This is a genomic window from Kitasatospora sp. NPDC001603 (genome assembly GCF_040298365.1).
GTDB lineage: Bacteria > Actinomycetota > Actinomycetes > Streptomycetales > Streptomycetaceae > Kitasatospora.
Genome location: NZ_JBEPAA010000089.1, coordinates 15,082 through 30,173 on the forward strand (window position 1 = coordinate 15,082; position 15,092 = coordinate 30,173).

Consider the following 15,092-nt stretch of genomic DNA (forward strand, 5'->3'; position numbering starts at 1 on the left):
GGCCGCCGCCGTCCGCCCGCGCCGTACTCGCCGTCCCCCCCGGACCCCGTTCGCCGTTCGGCCGGAGTGATCGCGACGCGGCCTATACTCGGTCTGCTTGACCGGCGAACGGCACAACGGGGGGCGTTCATGGAGAGCTACACGGAGACTCCGCTGGGCCTGATCATCCTGGTCCTGGGCGGCGTCGCACTGGTCGTGCGGATGGTGTCCTTGCCGCTTCTGATGGGGGCTCAGCAGGCCACCCGCCATCGCGCGATCGGTCGCCTCGCGGGCCCGGGCGGGAGGGTGGCGGTGCCGTCGGGGCTGACGGCGGCGGCGGTCGGTGAACAGGTGCTCGTGCTGCTGAGCGCGGCCGGCCTGCTGGCCCTGCTGAACTCGACGATCGCCGACACCGACTTCGTCTACATGATGCCGTCGATCGTCTCGGAGAGCCCGCTGGCCATCGCCAAGGCCCTGGACGTCCACTTCTCCATCACGCAGCCGATCTACCTCATCCCGGCGGTGGTCGCTCTGCTCGGCTGGGTGTTCCTCTGGCTCCTGACGCAGCGCAACCTGCTGGTCGTCGGCATGCCCCCGGGGGCCGGGACGACCACCGGCAGTATCGTCCGGCTGATCGGCGGCTTCGTCCTCCGCGCGGTGCTCGGTGCACTGGTGCTGCCGATCGGGGTGGTCGAGGGTGCGCTGATGTTCCAGATCATCGCGCTCGTGACCAGCCGGCGCCCGCTGGCCGGCGGTGCCGGCCGCACGGCCCACGTCCCGCCGGATGCTCCGCCCGCCGCCCGGCCCGCGTCCCACCTGCCGATGCCCGCCGCCCCGGTCGACGCGCCGTGGTCCGTCCCCGCCCCACCGGCGCCGCAGTTCGCGCCGGCTCCGCTGCACCTCGGGCGCGTCGAACCCGCGAGGCAGGCCGGGCAGGCCTCACCCGCCTCACCCGTCGGGCACGTCCCGCACCAGGCGCTGTACCCGCACGAGCCGCGGACGATCGGCGGGTACCAACTGCTCGGCCGGATCGGGGCCGGCGGCATGGGGACGGTCTACCTGGCCCGTCGGGAGGGCTCGGCCACCCAGGTCGCACTGAAGACGATCAACCCCGAACTCCTCGGGGAAGCCGACCTGTTGCGTCGCTTCGAGCGCGAGGCGGAGGTGCTGGCGATGGTCTCCGGCGCCTACACCGCCCGGGTGCTGGACGCCGGTGTGGACTCCGGGCGCCCCTACCTGGCCATGGAGCTGCTGGACGGCCGCCCGCTCGACGTCCATCTGCGCGAGCAGGGGCCGATCCGCTCCCCGGAGGCGCTGCGGGCCCTCGCGCTCGCGCTGGCCCTCGCGCTGCGCGGGGTGCACCGGCTGGGGCTGGTGCACCGGGACCTCAAGCCGGCCAACATCATGCTGACGACGGCGGGGCCGCGGCTGCTCGACTTCGGCATCGCGGCGATCGTCGACGGCACCCGGCTGACCCGCACCGGCGGCGGCCCGGGGACGCTGACCTACATGGCGCCCGAACAGTTCGGCGACGGGCCGGTCGGCCCGGCGGCGGACGTCTGGGCCTGGGCCTGCTGCGTGGTGTGCGCGGCCCACGGGGGGAGTCCGTTCGCGGCCGCCAGCACGGGAGCGGTGATCCGCCGGATCGTCGACACCGGCCCGGAGCCGACGGCTCTGGCAGCTCTCGCCGCGCTCGACCCGGCGCTCGCGGCGGTGGTCGGCCGGGCGCTGACCGCGGACCCGCAGACCCGCCCCGGCGACGGTGGCGCACTGCTGGACCTGCTGACGACGCGCCACGGCCCGGGCGGCACCGAGCCCGACGCGGGCGCGCTGCGCGAGGAGATCACCCACGGGTGGCGCACCCTCGCCCTGCGGGCGGACCAGGACTTCCCCCGACAGTGACCGCCTCCCCGGTACCGGAGCGGTAGCCGGAGTCTTCTCCGGTACCGGAGATGACCCGGGCCCGGCTCGGGCCGCCGAAAGGCTGACGGTCCTTGCCGTCGTACCCACGGCGGCGCGCCAGCACACGGTGCCCGGCCGTCCGGCCGCGGGCTCGGGGCCCTCTCACCGGGCGAAGGGCCGGTACCCCAACGCCTGATCGACGACCTCGGGAGCCGTCGGCTGCCTTCCCTCGGGCCAGAAGATCAAGTCGCTGCCGTAGCCGCTCGGACAGCCGAGGGCCTTGCCTTACGCCTCCATGACCCCGCACAGCTCGGCATCGTCGGCACAGTCCGCGTCCGTGATCTTCTGCACCCACGCAACGGCCGCTTCACGAGCCGTCTCCCTCACAGCCACCCCTTCCGATGGGGGCGAGCCCGGCGCGCCACCTGACCGGCCGGACAGCTCCAGGGCGCGGGGCCGCTCCCACGGCCTCGCCGGTCCCCGCCACCGAAGCGTGCCGCAGCGAGTGCAGGACGGCGCCGGCCAGGCTCAACCTGCCGGGCGGCGGCCTCGGCGTGCACCCGCTCGGCCCGGCCTCCTCGGCCTCCTCGGCCCCCCGGCGCGCCGGCTGCGCGGGCCCGTCGACGAGTGCCGGGGGCCGCCGGCCCGTGTACCCCTTCTCCGGCCGGTCGGGTGCCGCGGTGCTCGCCGGGCGCCCCGGCCCGTCGCGGCGCAGGATGGAGATCCCGGGCGTCCGAGGACGGCACCGGCGACAACGGGAGGCTGCGGTGATCGGAATGGCTGACATCAGGGAGTGGCGCGGCCACGCCGTGGTCGACGAGAAGGACCACCGGATCGGCACGCTGGAGTCGGTGTACGTGGAGACGGCCAGTGACCAGCCGTTCTTCGTGACCGTCACGGTCGGCCTGCCGTCCCGGCGGCGGCTGGTGTTCGTCCCGCTCGACGGCGCCGTGGTCGGGCCCGGCTACGTCCGGGTCGCGTTCGCCAAGGGCGTGGTCAAGCAGGCGCCCTCGATCGGCACCGACGACGTGCTGCCCGCCGAGGACGAACCGGCGGTCTTCGCGCACTACGCACTCGCCTACACCCCCGGCGCCGGCGGTGAGCGGCGGCTGGCCAGGCGCTGAGCGGCCCGGGGGAGGGGTGCGTACGGGTCGGCCCGGCGGCCGCGATACCCCACGGGGTACGCTGGCGGCTCGGTCACGACGGCGGAAGGCGGCTCCCGGGATGCAGGTGGACGAGGAAGCGGTGGGCGCGGTCCTGAACCGGCTCCGCCGGGCCCAGGGGCAGCTGGCCGGTGTGATCGCGATGATCGAGGCAGGCCGGGACTGCAAGGACGTCGTCACCCAGTTGGCGGCGGTCTCCCGCGCCCTGGACCGTGCCGGATTCAAGATCGTGGCCAGCGGGATGCGCCAGTGCATGGCCGCCGCCGACGGGGATGCCCCGCCGATGAGCGAGGCGGAGCTGGAGAAGCTCTTCCTGACCCTCGCCTGAGGCCGGACGGCCGGCCGGCCCGGCGGCCAGACGGCGCGGCGGCCCGGGCCCGGTCGCACGCCGTGACCGGCCGCGCCGATCGGCGGAGAATGGTCCCGGCGGAAGGTGGAGGCCATGGACGACATCGGCTTCGGCCGGGCGATGGAGGGCCTGCTGGCGGCCTCCCAGCGGATCGGCCCCGGTGAGCTCGCGACGGCCGTCCGGGACGCGGCCCGGGCGATGGGGCTCACCGACGCGCTGGTCCTGCTCGCCGACGTGCGGCAGGTGCAGCTCGCACCGCTGCTCCCACCGGCGGCGGAGGGCACCGACGCTCCCACCGGGCCGGTCGTCGTGTCCGAGGTGCCCGATCTCCCCGGCTCGCCCCCAGACACCGGCGCTCCGGCCCCCGAACGGTCGCCGAGCTGGGTGCTCCCGCTGGAGGGGAGCCCGGCGAGCCGGGCCTACTGCACGGGGGTGCCCCAGTCCGTGCCGGCCGAGGACGGGACCGGCCGGGTGCTGTGGCTGCCGATCGTCGACGGTGTCGAGCGGATCGGGGTGCTCCGCGTCGACGCGCCCCCGGACGCGGCCGTCGACATCGACCGCTGCCTGGCCCTCGCCTCGCTGGTGGGCCTGATCGTGGTGGCGAAACTGTCCTTCGTGGATGATCTGATCGACACCACCAGGGTCGTTCCGATGACCCTCCAGGCCGAACTGGCCTGGGCCTTCATGCCACCGCGCACGGTCGGCACCAGGCACGTGACGTCGACCGCGGTGCTGGAGCCCGCCTACGAGATCGGCGGCGACGCGTTCGACCACAGCTTCAGCGGGAGCCGACTGCGGCTCACCGTCGTCGACGCGATGGGGCACGACCTCGCCTCGGGCGGGTCGTCGGCACTGGCGATCGCGGCCTGCCGGGCCGTCCGCCGGGCCGGGGGCGGGCTCGCGGACATCGCCGCCGTGGTCGACCGAGAACTGGACCGGTGGTTCCCGGAGCGGCTGCTCACCGGGGTCTTCGCCGAGCTGGACACCTCGGACGGCCGGCTGAGCTGGGTGAACCGCGGGCATCCCGCGCCCCTGCTGATCCGCCGCCAGCGGGTGGTACCGGCCGCGCTCGAACGGGCCGCCGAACTCCCTCTCGGGCTCGCCGGATACGAGCGGATGCCCGGCACCGTCCACGAGGTCCTGCTGGAGCCGGGCGACCGCGTGCTCATCCACACCGACGGCGTCACCGAAGCACGCTCCGCCGCCGGCGAGCTGTTCGGCGAGGAACGGCTGACGGACATGATCGTCCGGGCCGCGGAGGCCGGGGAGGCCGCTCCGGAGGCACTGCGGCGGCTGATCCACGCACTGCTGGAACGCCAGGACCACCGGCTCACCGACGACGCCACGATCGTCCTGGTGGAATGGCACCCCGCCCACTGACGCAGGGAGCCCGCCCCGGCCGGCAACGCGCTGAGCTGCCCGCGGCTCCGTCCCGGATAGGGACCGGCCGTGAATTCCCGGCGCGCCGTGCCCCGTTCGGCGCACCAGGGTGGGAGGCTCGTCTGTCCCCGCAGGGCAGCCGCCGACCGGCAGCCGCCCCGCGCACCGAACGCCAAACGCCGAACACTGCACCGCCGCACCGCCGCACCGCCGCACCGCCGCACCGCCGCACCGCCGAACACCGAACACCGCCTCCGCCGGACCGGCCGGACCTGCCCCACATCCACCCCACCACGACCCCCGGGCCACCACTGATGACCGTCTCCATCGCCCTGCTCACCCAGGACCTGCGCCTGCACGACAACCCCGTGCTCCGGGCCGCCGCCGAGGCCGCCGACGAGGTCGTGCCGCTGTTCGTCCTCGACCCCGAGGTCGACGCCGCCGGCTTCGCCCCGCCCAACCGGATGGCCTTCCTCGCCGACTGCCTCACCGACCTCGACGCCGCGCTGCGCCCGCTCGGCGGCAGGCTGGTGCTGCGCCGGGGCACGGCCGCCACCGAGACCGCCCGGCTGGCCACCGAGGTGGACGCCGTCTCGGTCCACGTCGCCGCCGGCGTGAGCGCCTTCGCCCACCGCCGCGAGCAGGCCCTGCGCGACGCCCTCGGCTCCCGTCTGCACGTCCACGACGGCGTGCTGACCGTGGCCGTACCGGGCACGGTCAGCCCCGCAGGCAAGGACCACTACGCCGTGTTCACCCCGTACTTCCGGACCTGGCAGCAGGCTCCGCGCCGGACGGTGCACCGCGCGCCCCGGGCGCTGCGCACGCCCGAGGGCCTCGCGAGCGAGCCCGTCCCGGCCGTCACGCCGGATTCGCCGGGGCTGCCGCCGGGCGGTGAGCGTCCCGGCCGCAAGCTCTGGCAGGGCTACGCCCTGGAGCGGTACGAGGAACTGCACGACGACCTCGCCGCCGACGGCACCTCGCGCCTCTCGCCCTACCTGCACTTCGGCTGCGTCTCCGCGGCCGAGCTGGTGGCGTCCGCCGAACGACGCGGCGGCAGCGGTGCGGAGGCGTTCGTCCGGCAGCTGGCCTGGCGGGACTTCCACCACCAGGTGCTCGCCGCCCGCCCGGAGGCGGCGCACGCCGACTACCGGTCCAAGGGGGACCAGTGGCTGCCCGACGACGCGGAGTCCGAGGCCTGGCGCCGGGGCCGCACCGGCTTCCCCCTGGTGGACGCGGGCATGCGCCAACTCGCCCAGGAGGGCTGGATGCACAACCGGGCTCGGCTGGTGACGGCCTCGTTCCTGACCAAGACGCTCTACAAGGACTGGCGGACGGGCGCCGCCCACTTCCTGCGGCTGCTGGTGGACGGTGACTTGGCCAACAACCAGCTCAACTGGCAGTGGGTGGCCGGGACCGGTACGGACACCCGGCCGAACCGGGTGCTCAACCCGCTCGCCCAGGCGGACCGGCTCGACCCGGACGGGGCCTACGTCCGGCGTTGGGTCCCTGAGTTGGCTGACCTGCCCGGTCGCTCCGTGCACCGCCCGTGGCGGCTGGACCACCCACCGGCCGGCTACCCGGCACCGATCGTCGAGCCCGAGACGATCTCCGCCCGGCTCCGCCACGCTCGCGGCCTCGACTGAGCCCCCGACCGAACCATCGGTCGGGCGCCCCTCGCGGGCCCGTAGGGCGACATGACGAGCGGTCAAGTGTACCGGCCGGAGGCGCTCGAGCGGTTCTGACACGCATGGTCCCCGCCGGCGGGGGTAGCCGGGCGTGCACCACTGCCGCAACAGAAGGGGGGCGCACGGTGCCCGAGATCGTCGAGGACGTCATCGAGGCCTGTCTCGTCGGCCCGGAGCCCCGGCCGGTGCTCATGGGGCTGCGCTACGACCCGGCCGACCCGTTCGCGCTGTCGCTCGGTTTCGGGGCCGGTGCCTCGCTCGGAGTGGAGGGTGCGCTGTCCTGGACGGCGGCCCGCGAGCTGTTCGGGGAGGGGCTGCGCAAGCCGTCCGGTCTGGGGGACCTACGGGTCCGGCCGTGGGCTCCCGGCGTGATCGCCGTCGAGTTCCACGGCGACGAGGGCTGTGCCGTCCTGGTGTTGTCCTCCCGGGACATGGTGCACTTCCTCCGTCGGACGTACGAGGTGGTCGCCCCGGGGACGGAGCACCGGCTGCTCGACTGGCCGGACACGGTGGCGGGCCTGGTGGGGGAGACCGGCTGAGCGGAGCGCGACGGCCGGGGGCGGTGGCGACCTCAGCACGAGGCTGCGTCACCGCCCCCGGCCATGGGCGGGGTTCCGCCTGGAGCGGGCTTCGGGCGCAACCACCCGCGTCGGCCGGCGAGCCGCGGAGAGCCCGGTACGACGAACAGCCGACGCACGAGGATCGGCCGGAGCACGACGAACACCACGGCCCGGGCGGGGAAACCGCCCGGGCCGTGGCCTGTGTCCTGCTGACCCCTGAGTGCCCTGACCCCTGAGAGCCCTGAACCCCGAGCCGCTCAGCGCCCGGGAGCGAGCCGGGCGGCGTCGATCTCGACCCAGACCGCCTTGCCCTGCTCGTGGCGCTCGGCGCCCCAGCGGTCGGCGGCCCGCTGGATGATGAACAGGCCGTGGCCGCCGGGCAGCCCCGGCCGGTGCGGCAGGCGGGGCTCGGGGAGCGCGGACTCGCCGTCGCTCACCTCCACCCGGAGCCGGGCCGCGGACGCGTCCAGTACGAGTTCGAGCGGCCCGCCGCCGTGCATCATCGCGTTGGCCACCAGCTCGGCCACGAGCAGCACGACATCGTCCGCCACGTCCGGGTCCGCGCCGCTCTCCGGAGCCAGCCACGCCCAGTCGGCGAGCGCTTGCTGGGTGAAGGCACGCGAACGGGCCACCGGCTTGGGCAGGCCGGCCAGCCGCAGCCGCCGGCGTTGGCCGGCCTCCGGAAGCGTGGCTCCGGACCGGTTGTCGTCCAGGGTGCCCCGGCCCCTCGTCATATGCGGTTCACCCCTTCGTGCGGTTGCTGTGGCTCGTCGTCCGATCGGATTCCCGGGCAGCGCCAGGATATTCCTGTGACGGCCGTTCGACTGGTCGCCCGTGGTCATGGGCGGGCGGAGCGGGCCGGATCGCACGGTCGTGTTCAACGGACGAGCGCCGCGCCGACCGAGTCATGGATGGAGAACACGGCGCCGGCGCCGGTCAGTTCCAGGACGCGGGCGACCGGCGTGGCCACGGCCGCGAGGCGGAACTCCACCCCGGCGGCGGAGGCGGCCAGGCGGGTCTTCAACAACAGGTTCAGGCCGGAGGAGTCGCAGAAGCCGACGCCCTCCAGATCGACCACGACCAGGGGGGTGCCCTCGTCGACCAGCGAGGTCAGCGCCCGCTCGGCAGGCAGGAGGCTGTCGATGTCGAGATCACCCGCCACCGCGCAGACCGCCGCCTCGGCGTCGGCCCGCCTTATGTCCACGGTCAGCGCGGGCGGCAGAGTGCTCGCCGCGGCCGTGATCCGGTACTGCTCGTCCTCGACTGGCATCGTGGTTGTCTTTCCCCTCCAGAGAGTTCCCTTCGACCATACGCGGGGGAAAGCCCGCGGCCAAGGCGCACGCCCCACAGGAGGAGTGGCGCCCCGGCCGCCGGGGTCGCTCGGTCAGTCCTGGTCCAGACCGGCGCGGAGCCGGCCGAGGATCCGGCTGAGCAGCCGGGAGACGTGCATCTGGGAGACGCCCAGCCGGGCGCCGATCTCGGACTGCGTGAGCTCTTCGGTGAAGCGCATCGAGAGGATCTGCCGGTCACGCTCGGGCAGCGCGGCGATCAGGGGCTTCAGGGCGACCAGGCTCTCGATCTTCTCCAGCCGGCCGTCCTCCATGCCGAGCCGGTCGGCCAGGGAGCCCCGGGAGTCGTCGTCGGTGGACTCGGAGCCCAGGTCGAGCGACCCCACGGTGTGGCCGTTGGCGGCGGTCAGCCCCTCGGTCACCTCCTCCGGGGTGAGCGACAGGTGCTCGGCCAGCTCGGCGACGGTCGGGGCGCGGTCGAGCCGCTGGGTGAGCTGCTCCTGAGCCCTGGCCAGGGTCAGCCGCAGCTCCTGGAGGCGGCGCGGCACGTGGACGGCCCAGGTGGTGTCACGGAAGTGGCGGCGGATCTCCCCGAGCACCGTCGGCACCGCGAACGTGGTGAACTCCACACCGTGCCGGGAGTCGAAGCGGTCGATCGCCTTGATCAGGCCGACGATGCCCGCCTGGACGAGGTCCTCCTGCGGCTCGCGGCTGGAATTGAAGCGCCGGGCGGCGTAGCGGACCAGGGAGATGTTCAGCTCGATCAGCGTGGCCCGGACGTAGGAGTACTCCCGGGTGCCCTCCTCCAGTGCGTCGAGCCGGGCCAGCAGGGTCCGGGTCAGTTCACGCGCGTCGGCGGGGGAGACCTCGCTCGGTTCGGCGATCTCGGGGAGCGCGGGAAGCTCGGTGATCTCCGTGGTCGTCGAGAGGCCGGAGAGACCGGGCGTTCCGGAGGTGGCTCCCAAAGGCCCGGCGCTCGGCCGGGCCTGGCCCTGAACGGGGAACACAGGGGCGAGGAGAGCATCACTGGACGGAGCCATGTCGGTCCTTTCATCGGTTCCGCGACGGTCTGTCCCTGTGTACCCGGGATCTTCGGACCGATTCCCCTTTGATGTGTGGTGATTCTGCAAAGAAGGTGTGATTACCCCGACATGTGAGCCTCGTCTCGTCCTGCGGCGCGGGCGACCGGCACCCGGGGCAGGGCGTGCGGATGGGTCTCGCACAGGTAGCCGACGAGGTGTTCGCGGACCTGGCAGCGCAGCTCGAACGCGGCGTCGGCGTCGGGCGCGGTCATCAGGGCCCGCACCACGATGGTGGTCGGTGTGGTGTCGACCACCTGGAGGGCGCTGCCCTCGCCGTCCCACAGCGAGCTCTTGGCGAGGAACGCCTCGAACTCCGCCCGCAGCTCGGGCACCGGGGTGCGGTGGTCCAGGTGGAACAGCGCGGTGCCGGTGATCTTGCTGGTGCGCCGCGACCAGTTCTCGAAGGGGCGGCCGGCGAAGTACGACATCGGCATCACCAGTCGCCGCTGGTCCCAGGTGGCGATCACTACCGAGGTGAGCGTGATCTCCTCCACCGTCCCCCACTCGCCGGCGACCACGACGACGTCGCCGATCCGGATCAGGTCGCCGAAGGCCATCTGGATGCCCGCGAACAGGTTGGCGAGGGTGCTCTGGGCCGCGATCCCGGCCACCACGCCGACCAGCCCGGCGGAGGCGAGCAGGCTGGTCCCGAGTCCCCGGACGGCGGGGAAGGTCATCAGCATCGCCCCGAGGGCGACCACGGCGACGGTGGCCTGGAAGATCCGGCCGAGCAGACCGGCCTGGGTCCGGGCCCGGCCCGCCCAGGCGGGGTTGCGCCGCCGCCCGGCGAGTTGCATCGCGCCGCTCGTCGCCAGGGCGATCAGCCGCGCGGCCAGCCAGGCGCAGGCGGCGATGGTCGCGAGCACCAGCAGATGCCGGACGGCGGCGTGCACGACCGGGGCGGTACGGGCCCACGGCTCCCCGGCGAGCATCAGTCCGCAGGCGGTGGCCGCCAGCAGGGGTGGCCGACAGGCGCGGAGCAGGGTCGGTGTGGGACCGGTGTGCCCGCGTGCGGCGACCAGTCGTGCCACGGCCTCCGTGAGCAGGTTGAGGCCGTAGGCGGCGACGGCGGCCGAAGCGGCGACGACGATCAGGCGGACGAGGCTCCACCCCATGGTGTGCGGTTCCCTTCCTCGGGTCGGTCCCGCGGGGGCGGTCCGCGGGAATGGGTCCCGCCTGCCCCCGGCTCCGCCGCCCACACCCGCTCCGGCCCCGCCGCCCACCCCCCGGCCTGCCCGGCGGCCGATCGTCCCCCCGTCGCCGCCGGATCCGCGCTGGGCCGGCCGGGTGACGTCTGACGGATCGTCGGCCCGGGTGCATACCGGGGCGGGGCCGGGGCAGGCGCCCCTACGACCGACCGCCGGCCCGGCGGTCGGACCTCGGCGGAGAAGGGAAACGTGATGACACAGATCGAGGAGTCGGTCCTGGTCGACGTGCCGCTCGCGGTGGCGTACGAACAGTGGCGCAAGGTCGAGGACTTCCCGCGCTTCATGCGCGGCGTGGTCAGCATCGAGCGGCGGGGCGGGGAGCTCACCCACTGGGTGGTCGGCGTGGCTGGCGCGCACCGCGAGTTCGACGCCGCGACGACCGAGGTGGTGCCGGACGAGCGGGTGGCCTGGGCCGCGGTGGCCGGGGAGGTCCGGCAGTCGGGCGTGGTGACGTTCCACCGTCTCGGGGAGGACTGCACGCGGATCATGCTCCAGCTGGAGGTCGAGCCGCAGGGTCTGCTGGAGCGGATCGGGGAGGCGCTGGGTTTCGTCGACCGTCAGGTCATCGACGACCTGCACGACTTCAAGGAGTTCGTCGAAGCCGCCCACGGCGGCCCGCCGAGCGCACCTCCGGGCGCCGACCCCGGCACGCCCCGGGCGGCCTGACCGCCCACCGGTCGGCACCGCCGCCCGTCCACCCGCCCGCCAGCGCGCCCGATCGACGCCCGCCGCGCCGGCGGCCTGGTCGGGGCCGGAGTTCCCGTAGCGCCCGACACCGCGTCATGCGTCGTTCATGCGACCGTCGCCGGCCTTGGGATGAATGGGGTCGCCCGCAGTTGTACAGCCAACTGCCGGCAACCCTCATCCCGATCTCCGTGACCAGCCGCGGACGGGCCCGGCCGTGCCCTCCCGCGGACCGGTCGCCCGGGCGCGGCGGACAGGACCACCGTGGCCGCAGGCAGCGCCCTGACGCTCAGCTCATCCGCCAACCCGGTCGAAGGCGACAGGCTCACCTTCCACTGGAGCACCGACGCCCCGGACGGCAAGAACTGGGTCGGCATCTACGACGGCAGCAGGAAGCCCGGCACCGGCTCGTCGCTGCTCTGGAAGTACACCCCGGCCGCCGCCGGGGACGTGCAGCTCGACACCTCGGCGCTGACCGGCGGCCCGTACACCGCGTACCTGCTCGCCAAGGACGGCTACGGCGTCCTGGCGCAGACCGTGCCCTTCACCTTCCGGCCCAAGCCCGCCGTGGTCCGCCCGCACAGCGCGGTCGACGCGCTGACCACCGCGGCCCTGGCGCCCGGGGGCGCCGTCTCGGTCAAGCTCGGCGGTCTCTGGTCCCGGCCGGCCGGCAACCCGGCGGGCACCGCGGCGTTCCGCAAGATCAGCGGCCCGGCCTGGGCCTCCGTCGGCTCCGACGGCACCCTCACCGGGACCGCGCCCGCCACCGCGCCGAAGAACCCGGAGGTGGTGGTCGTCGGCGTGAAGGACAGCGGGGGCGCCACCGACACCGTCACCGTGCAGATCCCGGTGGCGGACCCGGCAGCGCCGCTGCGGCTGAAGGTGGCGAGCTGGAACCTCGCCGAGGCCGGCGCGGCCTTCACCGACGCGGTGGAGAAGCAGCTGCGGGTGGTGCTCGCCCAGGGCCTGGACGTGCTCGCCCTCCAGGAGACGGCCGGCAGCGCCGCCCGGAGCCTGGCCACCGCGCTCGGCTGGTACGCCTACCAGAGCGCGGGCAGCGTCGGGGTCCTCAGCCGCTACCCGCTGTCCGCCGTCACCCCGGTCACCGCCGGGCTGCCCGCGGCCGGTGTGACGGTGCAGCTGCCCGGCGGCCGGGGCGTCCGCTTCTGGGCCGCCCACCTGGACGAGGCGAACTACGGCCCCTACGCGGTGCAGGACGGCCAGAGCGCCGCCCAGGTGACCGCCGGGGAGAGCGCCTCCGCCCGCCTCCAGCAGGCCACGGCGCTCGCCGCGGCCGTCCGCGCCGAGGCCGCCGCGCACACCCCGGTGGTCCTCGCCGGCGCGCTCTCCTCGCCCTCGCACCTGGACTGGACGGCGGCCACCGCGGCGAGCCACGGCGGGGTCGGCCCGCTGAACTGGCCGGTCACGGTGGCCCTCCAGGAGGCCGGACTGACCGACAGCTTCCGGGAGGAGAACCGGAACCCGGCCGAGGCGCCCGGGGCCACCTGGTCGCCGGTCCGCAAGCAGCGGGGCAGCAGGCCGGAGCCGCAGGACCGGATCGACTACGTGCTGTACGCCGGCCCGCTGAAGCTGGTCGAGGCGCACACCCTGGTGGCCGACTGGCCCGCCACCGGGACCGACCCGGCCGCGATCGCCGCCAACCAGTGGCCCTCCGACAGCGCCGCCGCGGTCGCCACCTTCCAGCTCTGACGGCCTCCCGCCCCGTCCTGCTCCCTCCCCCGCCCCGAGAGGCCAGTTCGCCATGTCCGATCTCTCCCGTCGTTCCTTCGTCGGCGCCACCGCGGCCGCCGGCGCCGCCGCACTGACCGGCCTGCCCGCCGCGTCCGCGAGCGCCGCTCCCGCCGCCGACCGGCTCACCGGCACCATCAAGGACGTCAAGCACGTCGTGGTGCTGATGCAGGAGAACCGCAGCTTCGACCACTACTTCGGCACCCTGAACGGCGTCCGCGGCTTCGGTGACAAGCAGGCCCTCCGGTTCCCGGACGGCACCGACGTGTTCCGCCAGCCCGACGCCGGGCGCGCCGACGGCGGCGCGATGCTGCCGTACCGGATGGACACGGCCAAGTACAACGCGCAGAACGCCGGCGGCCTCCCGCACGACTGGGCGACCGGTCACCAGGCGATCAACAACGGCGCGATGAACAAGTGGATCGCCGCCAAGGGCGAGCGCACCATGGGGTACTTCACCCGCGCCGACATCCCCTACCAGTACGCGCTGGCCGACGCGTTCACCCTCTGCGACGCCTACTTCACCTCGCTGGCCGGGCCGACCGACCCCAATCGGCTCTACCTGTGGACGGGCACCTGCGGCCCCGGCCGGGACGGCACCACCGGCCCCTGGATCGACAACACCCCGGTGACCGACAACCCCGTCGCCGACTGGACGACCTACGCCGAGCGGCTGCAGGCGGCCGGCGTCTCCTGGCGGGTCTACCACAACCCCAGCAAGGACGACCGGACGGGCGACTACGACGACAACGCCCTGTCCTACTTCAAGCAGTTCCACAACTTCCCGAAGGACGACCCGCGTTACGTCAACGCGATGACCAGGTTCGACCCGGCGGCCTTCGACGCCCACTGCAAGGACGCCACCCTGCCGACCGTCTCCTGGCTGGTCGCGCCCTACCTGTTCAGCGAACACCCCAACGCCGGCCCGGCGTACGGCGCGCACTGGGTGAACCAGGCCCTCCAGTCGCTGATGTCCAACCCCGCCGTCTGGCAGCACACCGTCTTCCTCGTCATGTACGACGAGAACGACGGCTACTTCGACCACATGGTGCCGCCCACCCCTGAGGCCGGTACGCCCGAGGAGTTCACCCAGGGCCGCGCGATCGGCCTCGGCAACCGGGTACCGCTCTGGGTCGCCTCCCCCTGGTCCCGCGGCGGCTACGTCAACTCCCAGGTCTTCGACCACACCTCGGTCCTGCGCTTCATGGAACAGGTCACCGGGGTCGCCGAACCCAACATCTCCGCCTGGCGCCGGGCCGTCTGCGGCGACCTCACCAGCTGCTTCGACTTCGCGGCCCCGGACTTCTCGATACCGGAGCTGCCCGACACCGTGGCCCTGATGGCCAAGGCCGACGCCGGGGCGGCGCTCCCCGGCGTCGCGCTGCCCGCCGCCGGCACCCAGTCGATGCCCGTCCAGGAGCCCGGCGAGCGCCCGCACCGTCACCTGCCCTACCAGCCCTGGGCGGACGTCGAGGTGGACCGGAAGACCGGCAAGGTCACCTGCACGATGAGCAACCACGGCTCGGTCGCCTTCCCCTACACCGTCTACCCCAACATCGTCCTCCCGTTCGCCGGGACGCCGTACACGGTGGCGCCCGCTGCCACCGCCACCTACGTCTGGGACGCCGCCGCCACGCACGGCCGGTACGACTTCACCGTCCACGGGCCCGACGGCTTCGTCCGCCGCTTCGCCGGCACCGTCGTCCGGGACGGTGAGGACGGCCAGAACGACATCGGCGTGCCGATCGTGACGGCCGATCTGAGCGACTCCTCCCGGCTCACCCTCCAACTGGTCAACGACGGCCTGACCGACGTCGGCTTCACCGCGGTGCCCAACGACTTCGCGGGCACCGCGCAGACGGTCTGGGTCAAGCCCGGCAAGCAGGCCAACCTGGCCTGGCCGCTGGACAAGCAGGGCCGCTACGACGTCGTCGTGACGGCGGGCACCGGTCTGCGCTTCACCCAGCGGTACGCGGGCTGGGTGCACTGACCCCGGCGCCGCCGCCCGGGCCCGGGCCCGGGCGGCGGCGCCGAACCGGTGACCTCCGGCCGGGGCGCGGCC

General features: G+C 74.1%; 13 protein-coding genes. 9 read left to right on the forward strand and 4 right to left on the reverse strand.

Translation table 11 applies throughout. From position 1 onward, the window contains the following. Positions 1 to 129: 129 nt before the first annotated feature. From ABT263_RS33875 to ABT263_RS33900, 6 genes are all read left to right on the forward strand, one after another. Complete coding sequence (locus ABT263_RS33875) at positions 130 to 1,881, forward strand: serine/threonine-protein kinase (RefSeq protein WP_352296505.1); 1,752 nt, start codon at positions 130 to 132, stop codon at positions 1,879 to 1,881. 776 nt (positions 1,882 to 2,657) lie between these two features. Beyond that, a complete protein-coding gene (locus tag ABT263_RS33880; RefSeq protein ID WP_380390802.1) occupies positions 2,658 to 3,005 on the forward strand; it encodes a PRC-barrel domain-containing protein in 348 nt (115 codons plus the stop codon). A 100-nt stretch (positions 3,006 to 3,105) separates the two neighbouring features. Next, positions 3,106 to 3,372, forward strand: coding sequence for a metal-sensitive transcriptional regulator (locus ABT263_RS33885; RefSeq protein ID WP_329491330.1), 267 nt, complete (start codon positions 3,106 to 3,108; stop codon positions 3,370 to 3,372). Between the two features lie 114 nt (positions 3,373 to 3,486). After that, positions 3,487 to 4,773, forward strand: coding sequence for a PP2C family protein-serine/threonine phosphatase (locus ABT263_RS33890; protein ID WP_352296508.1), 1,287 nt, complete (start codon positions 3,487 to 3,489; stop codon positions 4,771 to 4,773). A 314-nt stretch (positions 4,774 to 5,087) separates the two neighbouring features. Then, positions 5,088 to 6,416, forward strand: a complete 1,329-nt coding sequence (locus tag ABT263_RS33895) for a cryptochrome/photolyase family protein (RefSeq protein ID WP_352296510.1) — start codon at positions 5,088 to 5,090, stop codon at positions 6,414 to 6,416. A 167-nt stretch (positions 6,417 to 6,583) separates the two neighbouring features. After that, positions 6,584 to 6,997 carry an SsgA family sporulation/cell division regulator gene (locus ABT263_RS33900; RefSeq protein ID WP_352296513.1) on the forward strand — a complete coding sequence of 138 codons (414 nt, stop codon included), beginning with the start codon at positions 6,584 to 6,586 and terminating at the stop codon, positions 6,995 to 6,997. A 278-nt stretch (positions 6,998 to 7,275) separates the two neighbouring features. On the opposite strand, the gene ABT263_RS33905 is transcribed toward ABT263_RS33900, so the two are convergent. From ABT263_RS33905 to ABT263_RS33920, 4 genes are all read right to left on the reverse strand, one after another. Beyond that, positions 7,276 to 7,752 (reverse strand): ATP-binding protein, encoded by a 477-nt coding sequence (locus ABT263_RS33905; protein WP_329491334.1) that lies wholly within the window; start codon positions 7,750 to 7,752, stop codon positions 7,276 to 7,278. A 143-nt stretch (positions 7,753 to 7,895) separates the two neighbouring features. After that, entirely contained in the window at positions 7,896 to 8,288 is a 393-nt protein-coding gene (locus tag ABT263_RS33910) for an STAS domain-containing protein (protein WP_352296515.1), read from the reverse strand. A gap of 114 nt (positions 8,289 to 8,402) precedes the next feature. Continuing rightward, positions 8,403 to 9,347 (reverse strand): SigB/SigF/SigG family RNA polymerase sigma factor, encoded by a 945-nt coding sequence (locus ABT263_RS33915; RefSeq protein ID WP_502885907.1) that lies wholly within the window; start codon positions 9,345 to 9,347, stop codon positions 8,403 to 8,405. A 101-nt stretch (positions 9,348 to 9,448) separates the two neighbouring features. Then, positions 9,449 to 10,504, reverse strand: a complete 1,056-nt coding sequence (locus tag ABT263_RS33920) for a mechanosensitive ion channel family protein (RefSeq protein WP_329491337.1) — start codon at positions 10,502 to 10,504, stop codon at positions 9,449 to 9,451. A 285-nt stretch (positions 10,505 to 10,789) separates the two neighbouring features. On the opposite strand from ABT263_RS33920, the gene ABT263_RS33925 reads away from it, so the two are divergent. From ABT263_RS33925 to ABT263_RS33935, 3 genes are all read left to right on the forward strand, one after another. Next, a complete protein-coding gene (locus tag ABT263_RS33925) occupies positions 10,790 to 11,263 on the forward strand; it encodes an SRPBCC family protein (protein ID WP_329491338.1) in 474 nt (157 codons plus the stop codon). Positions 11,264 to 11,545: 282 nt separating this feature from the next. Beyond that, positions 11,546 to 12,991 (forward strand): endonuclease/exonuclease/phosphatase family protein, encoded by a 1,446-nt coding sequence (locus tag ABT263_RS33930; RefSeq protein ID WP_352296517.1) that lies wholly within the window; start codon positions 11,546 to 11,548, stop codon positions 12,989 to 12,991. Positions 12,992 to 13,043: 52 nt separating this feature from the next. Then, complete coding sequence (locus tag ABT263_RS33935) at positions 13,044 to 15,020, forward strand: phosphocholine-specific phospholipase C (protein ID WP_352296519.1); 1,977 nt, start codon at positions 13,044 to 13,046, stop codon at positions 15,018 to 15,020. The last annotated feature ends 72 nt before the right edge of the window (positions 15,021 to 15,092 follow it).

Coding starts and splice junctions, on each gene's coding strand:
- ABT263_RS33875 (WP_352296505.1), top strand. CDS start 130: ATGGAGAGCTACACGGAGACTCCGCTGGGCCTGATCATCCTGGTCCTG.
- ABT263_RS33880 (WP_380390802.1), top strand. CDS start 2,658: ATGGCTGACATCAGGGAGTGGCGCGGCCACGCCGTGGTCGACGAGAAG.
- ABT263_RS33885 (WP_329491330.1), top strand. CDS start 3,106: ATGCAGGTGGACGAGGAAGCGGTGGGCGCGGTCCTGAACCGGCTCCGC.
- ABT263_RS33890 (WP_352296508.1), top strand. CDS start 3,487: ATGGACGACATCGGCTTCGGCCGGGCGATGGAGGGCCTGCTGGCGGCC.
- ABT263_RS33895 (WP_352296510.1), top strand. CDS start 5,088: ATGACCGTCTCCATCGCCCTGCTCACCCAGGACCTGCGCCTGCACGAC.
- ABT263_RS33905 (WP_329491334.1), bottom strand. CDS start 7,752: ATGACGAGGGGCCGGGGCACCCTGGACGACAACCGGTCCGGAGCCACG.
- ABT263_RS33910 (WP_352296515.1), bottom strand. CDS start 8,288: ATGCCAGTCGAGGACGAGCAGTACCGGATCACGGCCGCGGCGAGCACT.
- ABT263_RS33915 (WP_502885907.1), bottom strand. CDS start 9,347: ATGGCTCCGTCCAGTGATGCTCTCCTCGCCCCTGTGTTCCCCGTTCAG.
- ABT263_RS33920 (WP_329491337.1), bottom strand. CDS start 10,504: ATGGGGTGGAGCCTCGTCCGCCTGATCGTCGTCGCCGCTTCGGCCGCC.
- ABT263_RS33925 (WP_329491338.1), top strand. CDS start 10,790: ATGACACAGATCGAGGAGTCGGTCCTGGTCGACGTGCCGCTCGCGGTG.
- ABT263_RS33935 (WP_352296519.1), top strand. CDS start 13,044: ATGTCCGATCTCTCCCGTCGTTCCTTCGTCGGCGCCACCGCGGCCGCC.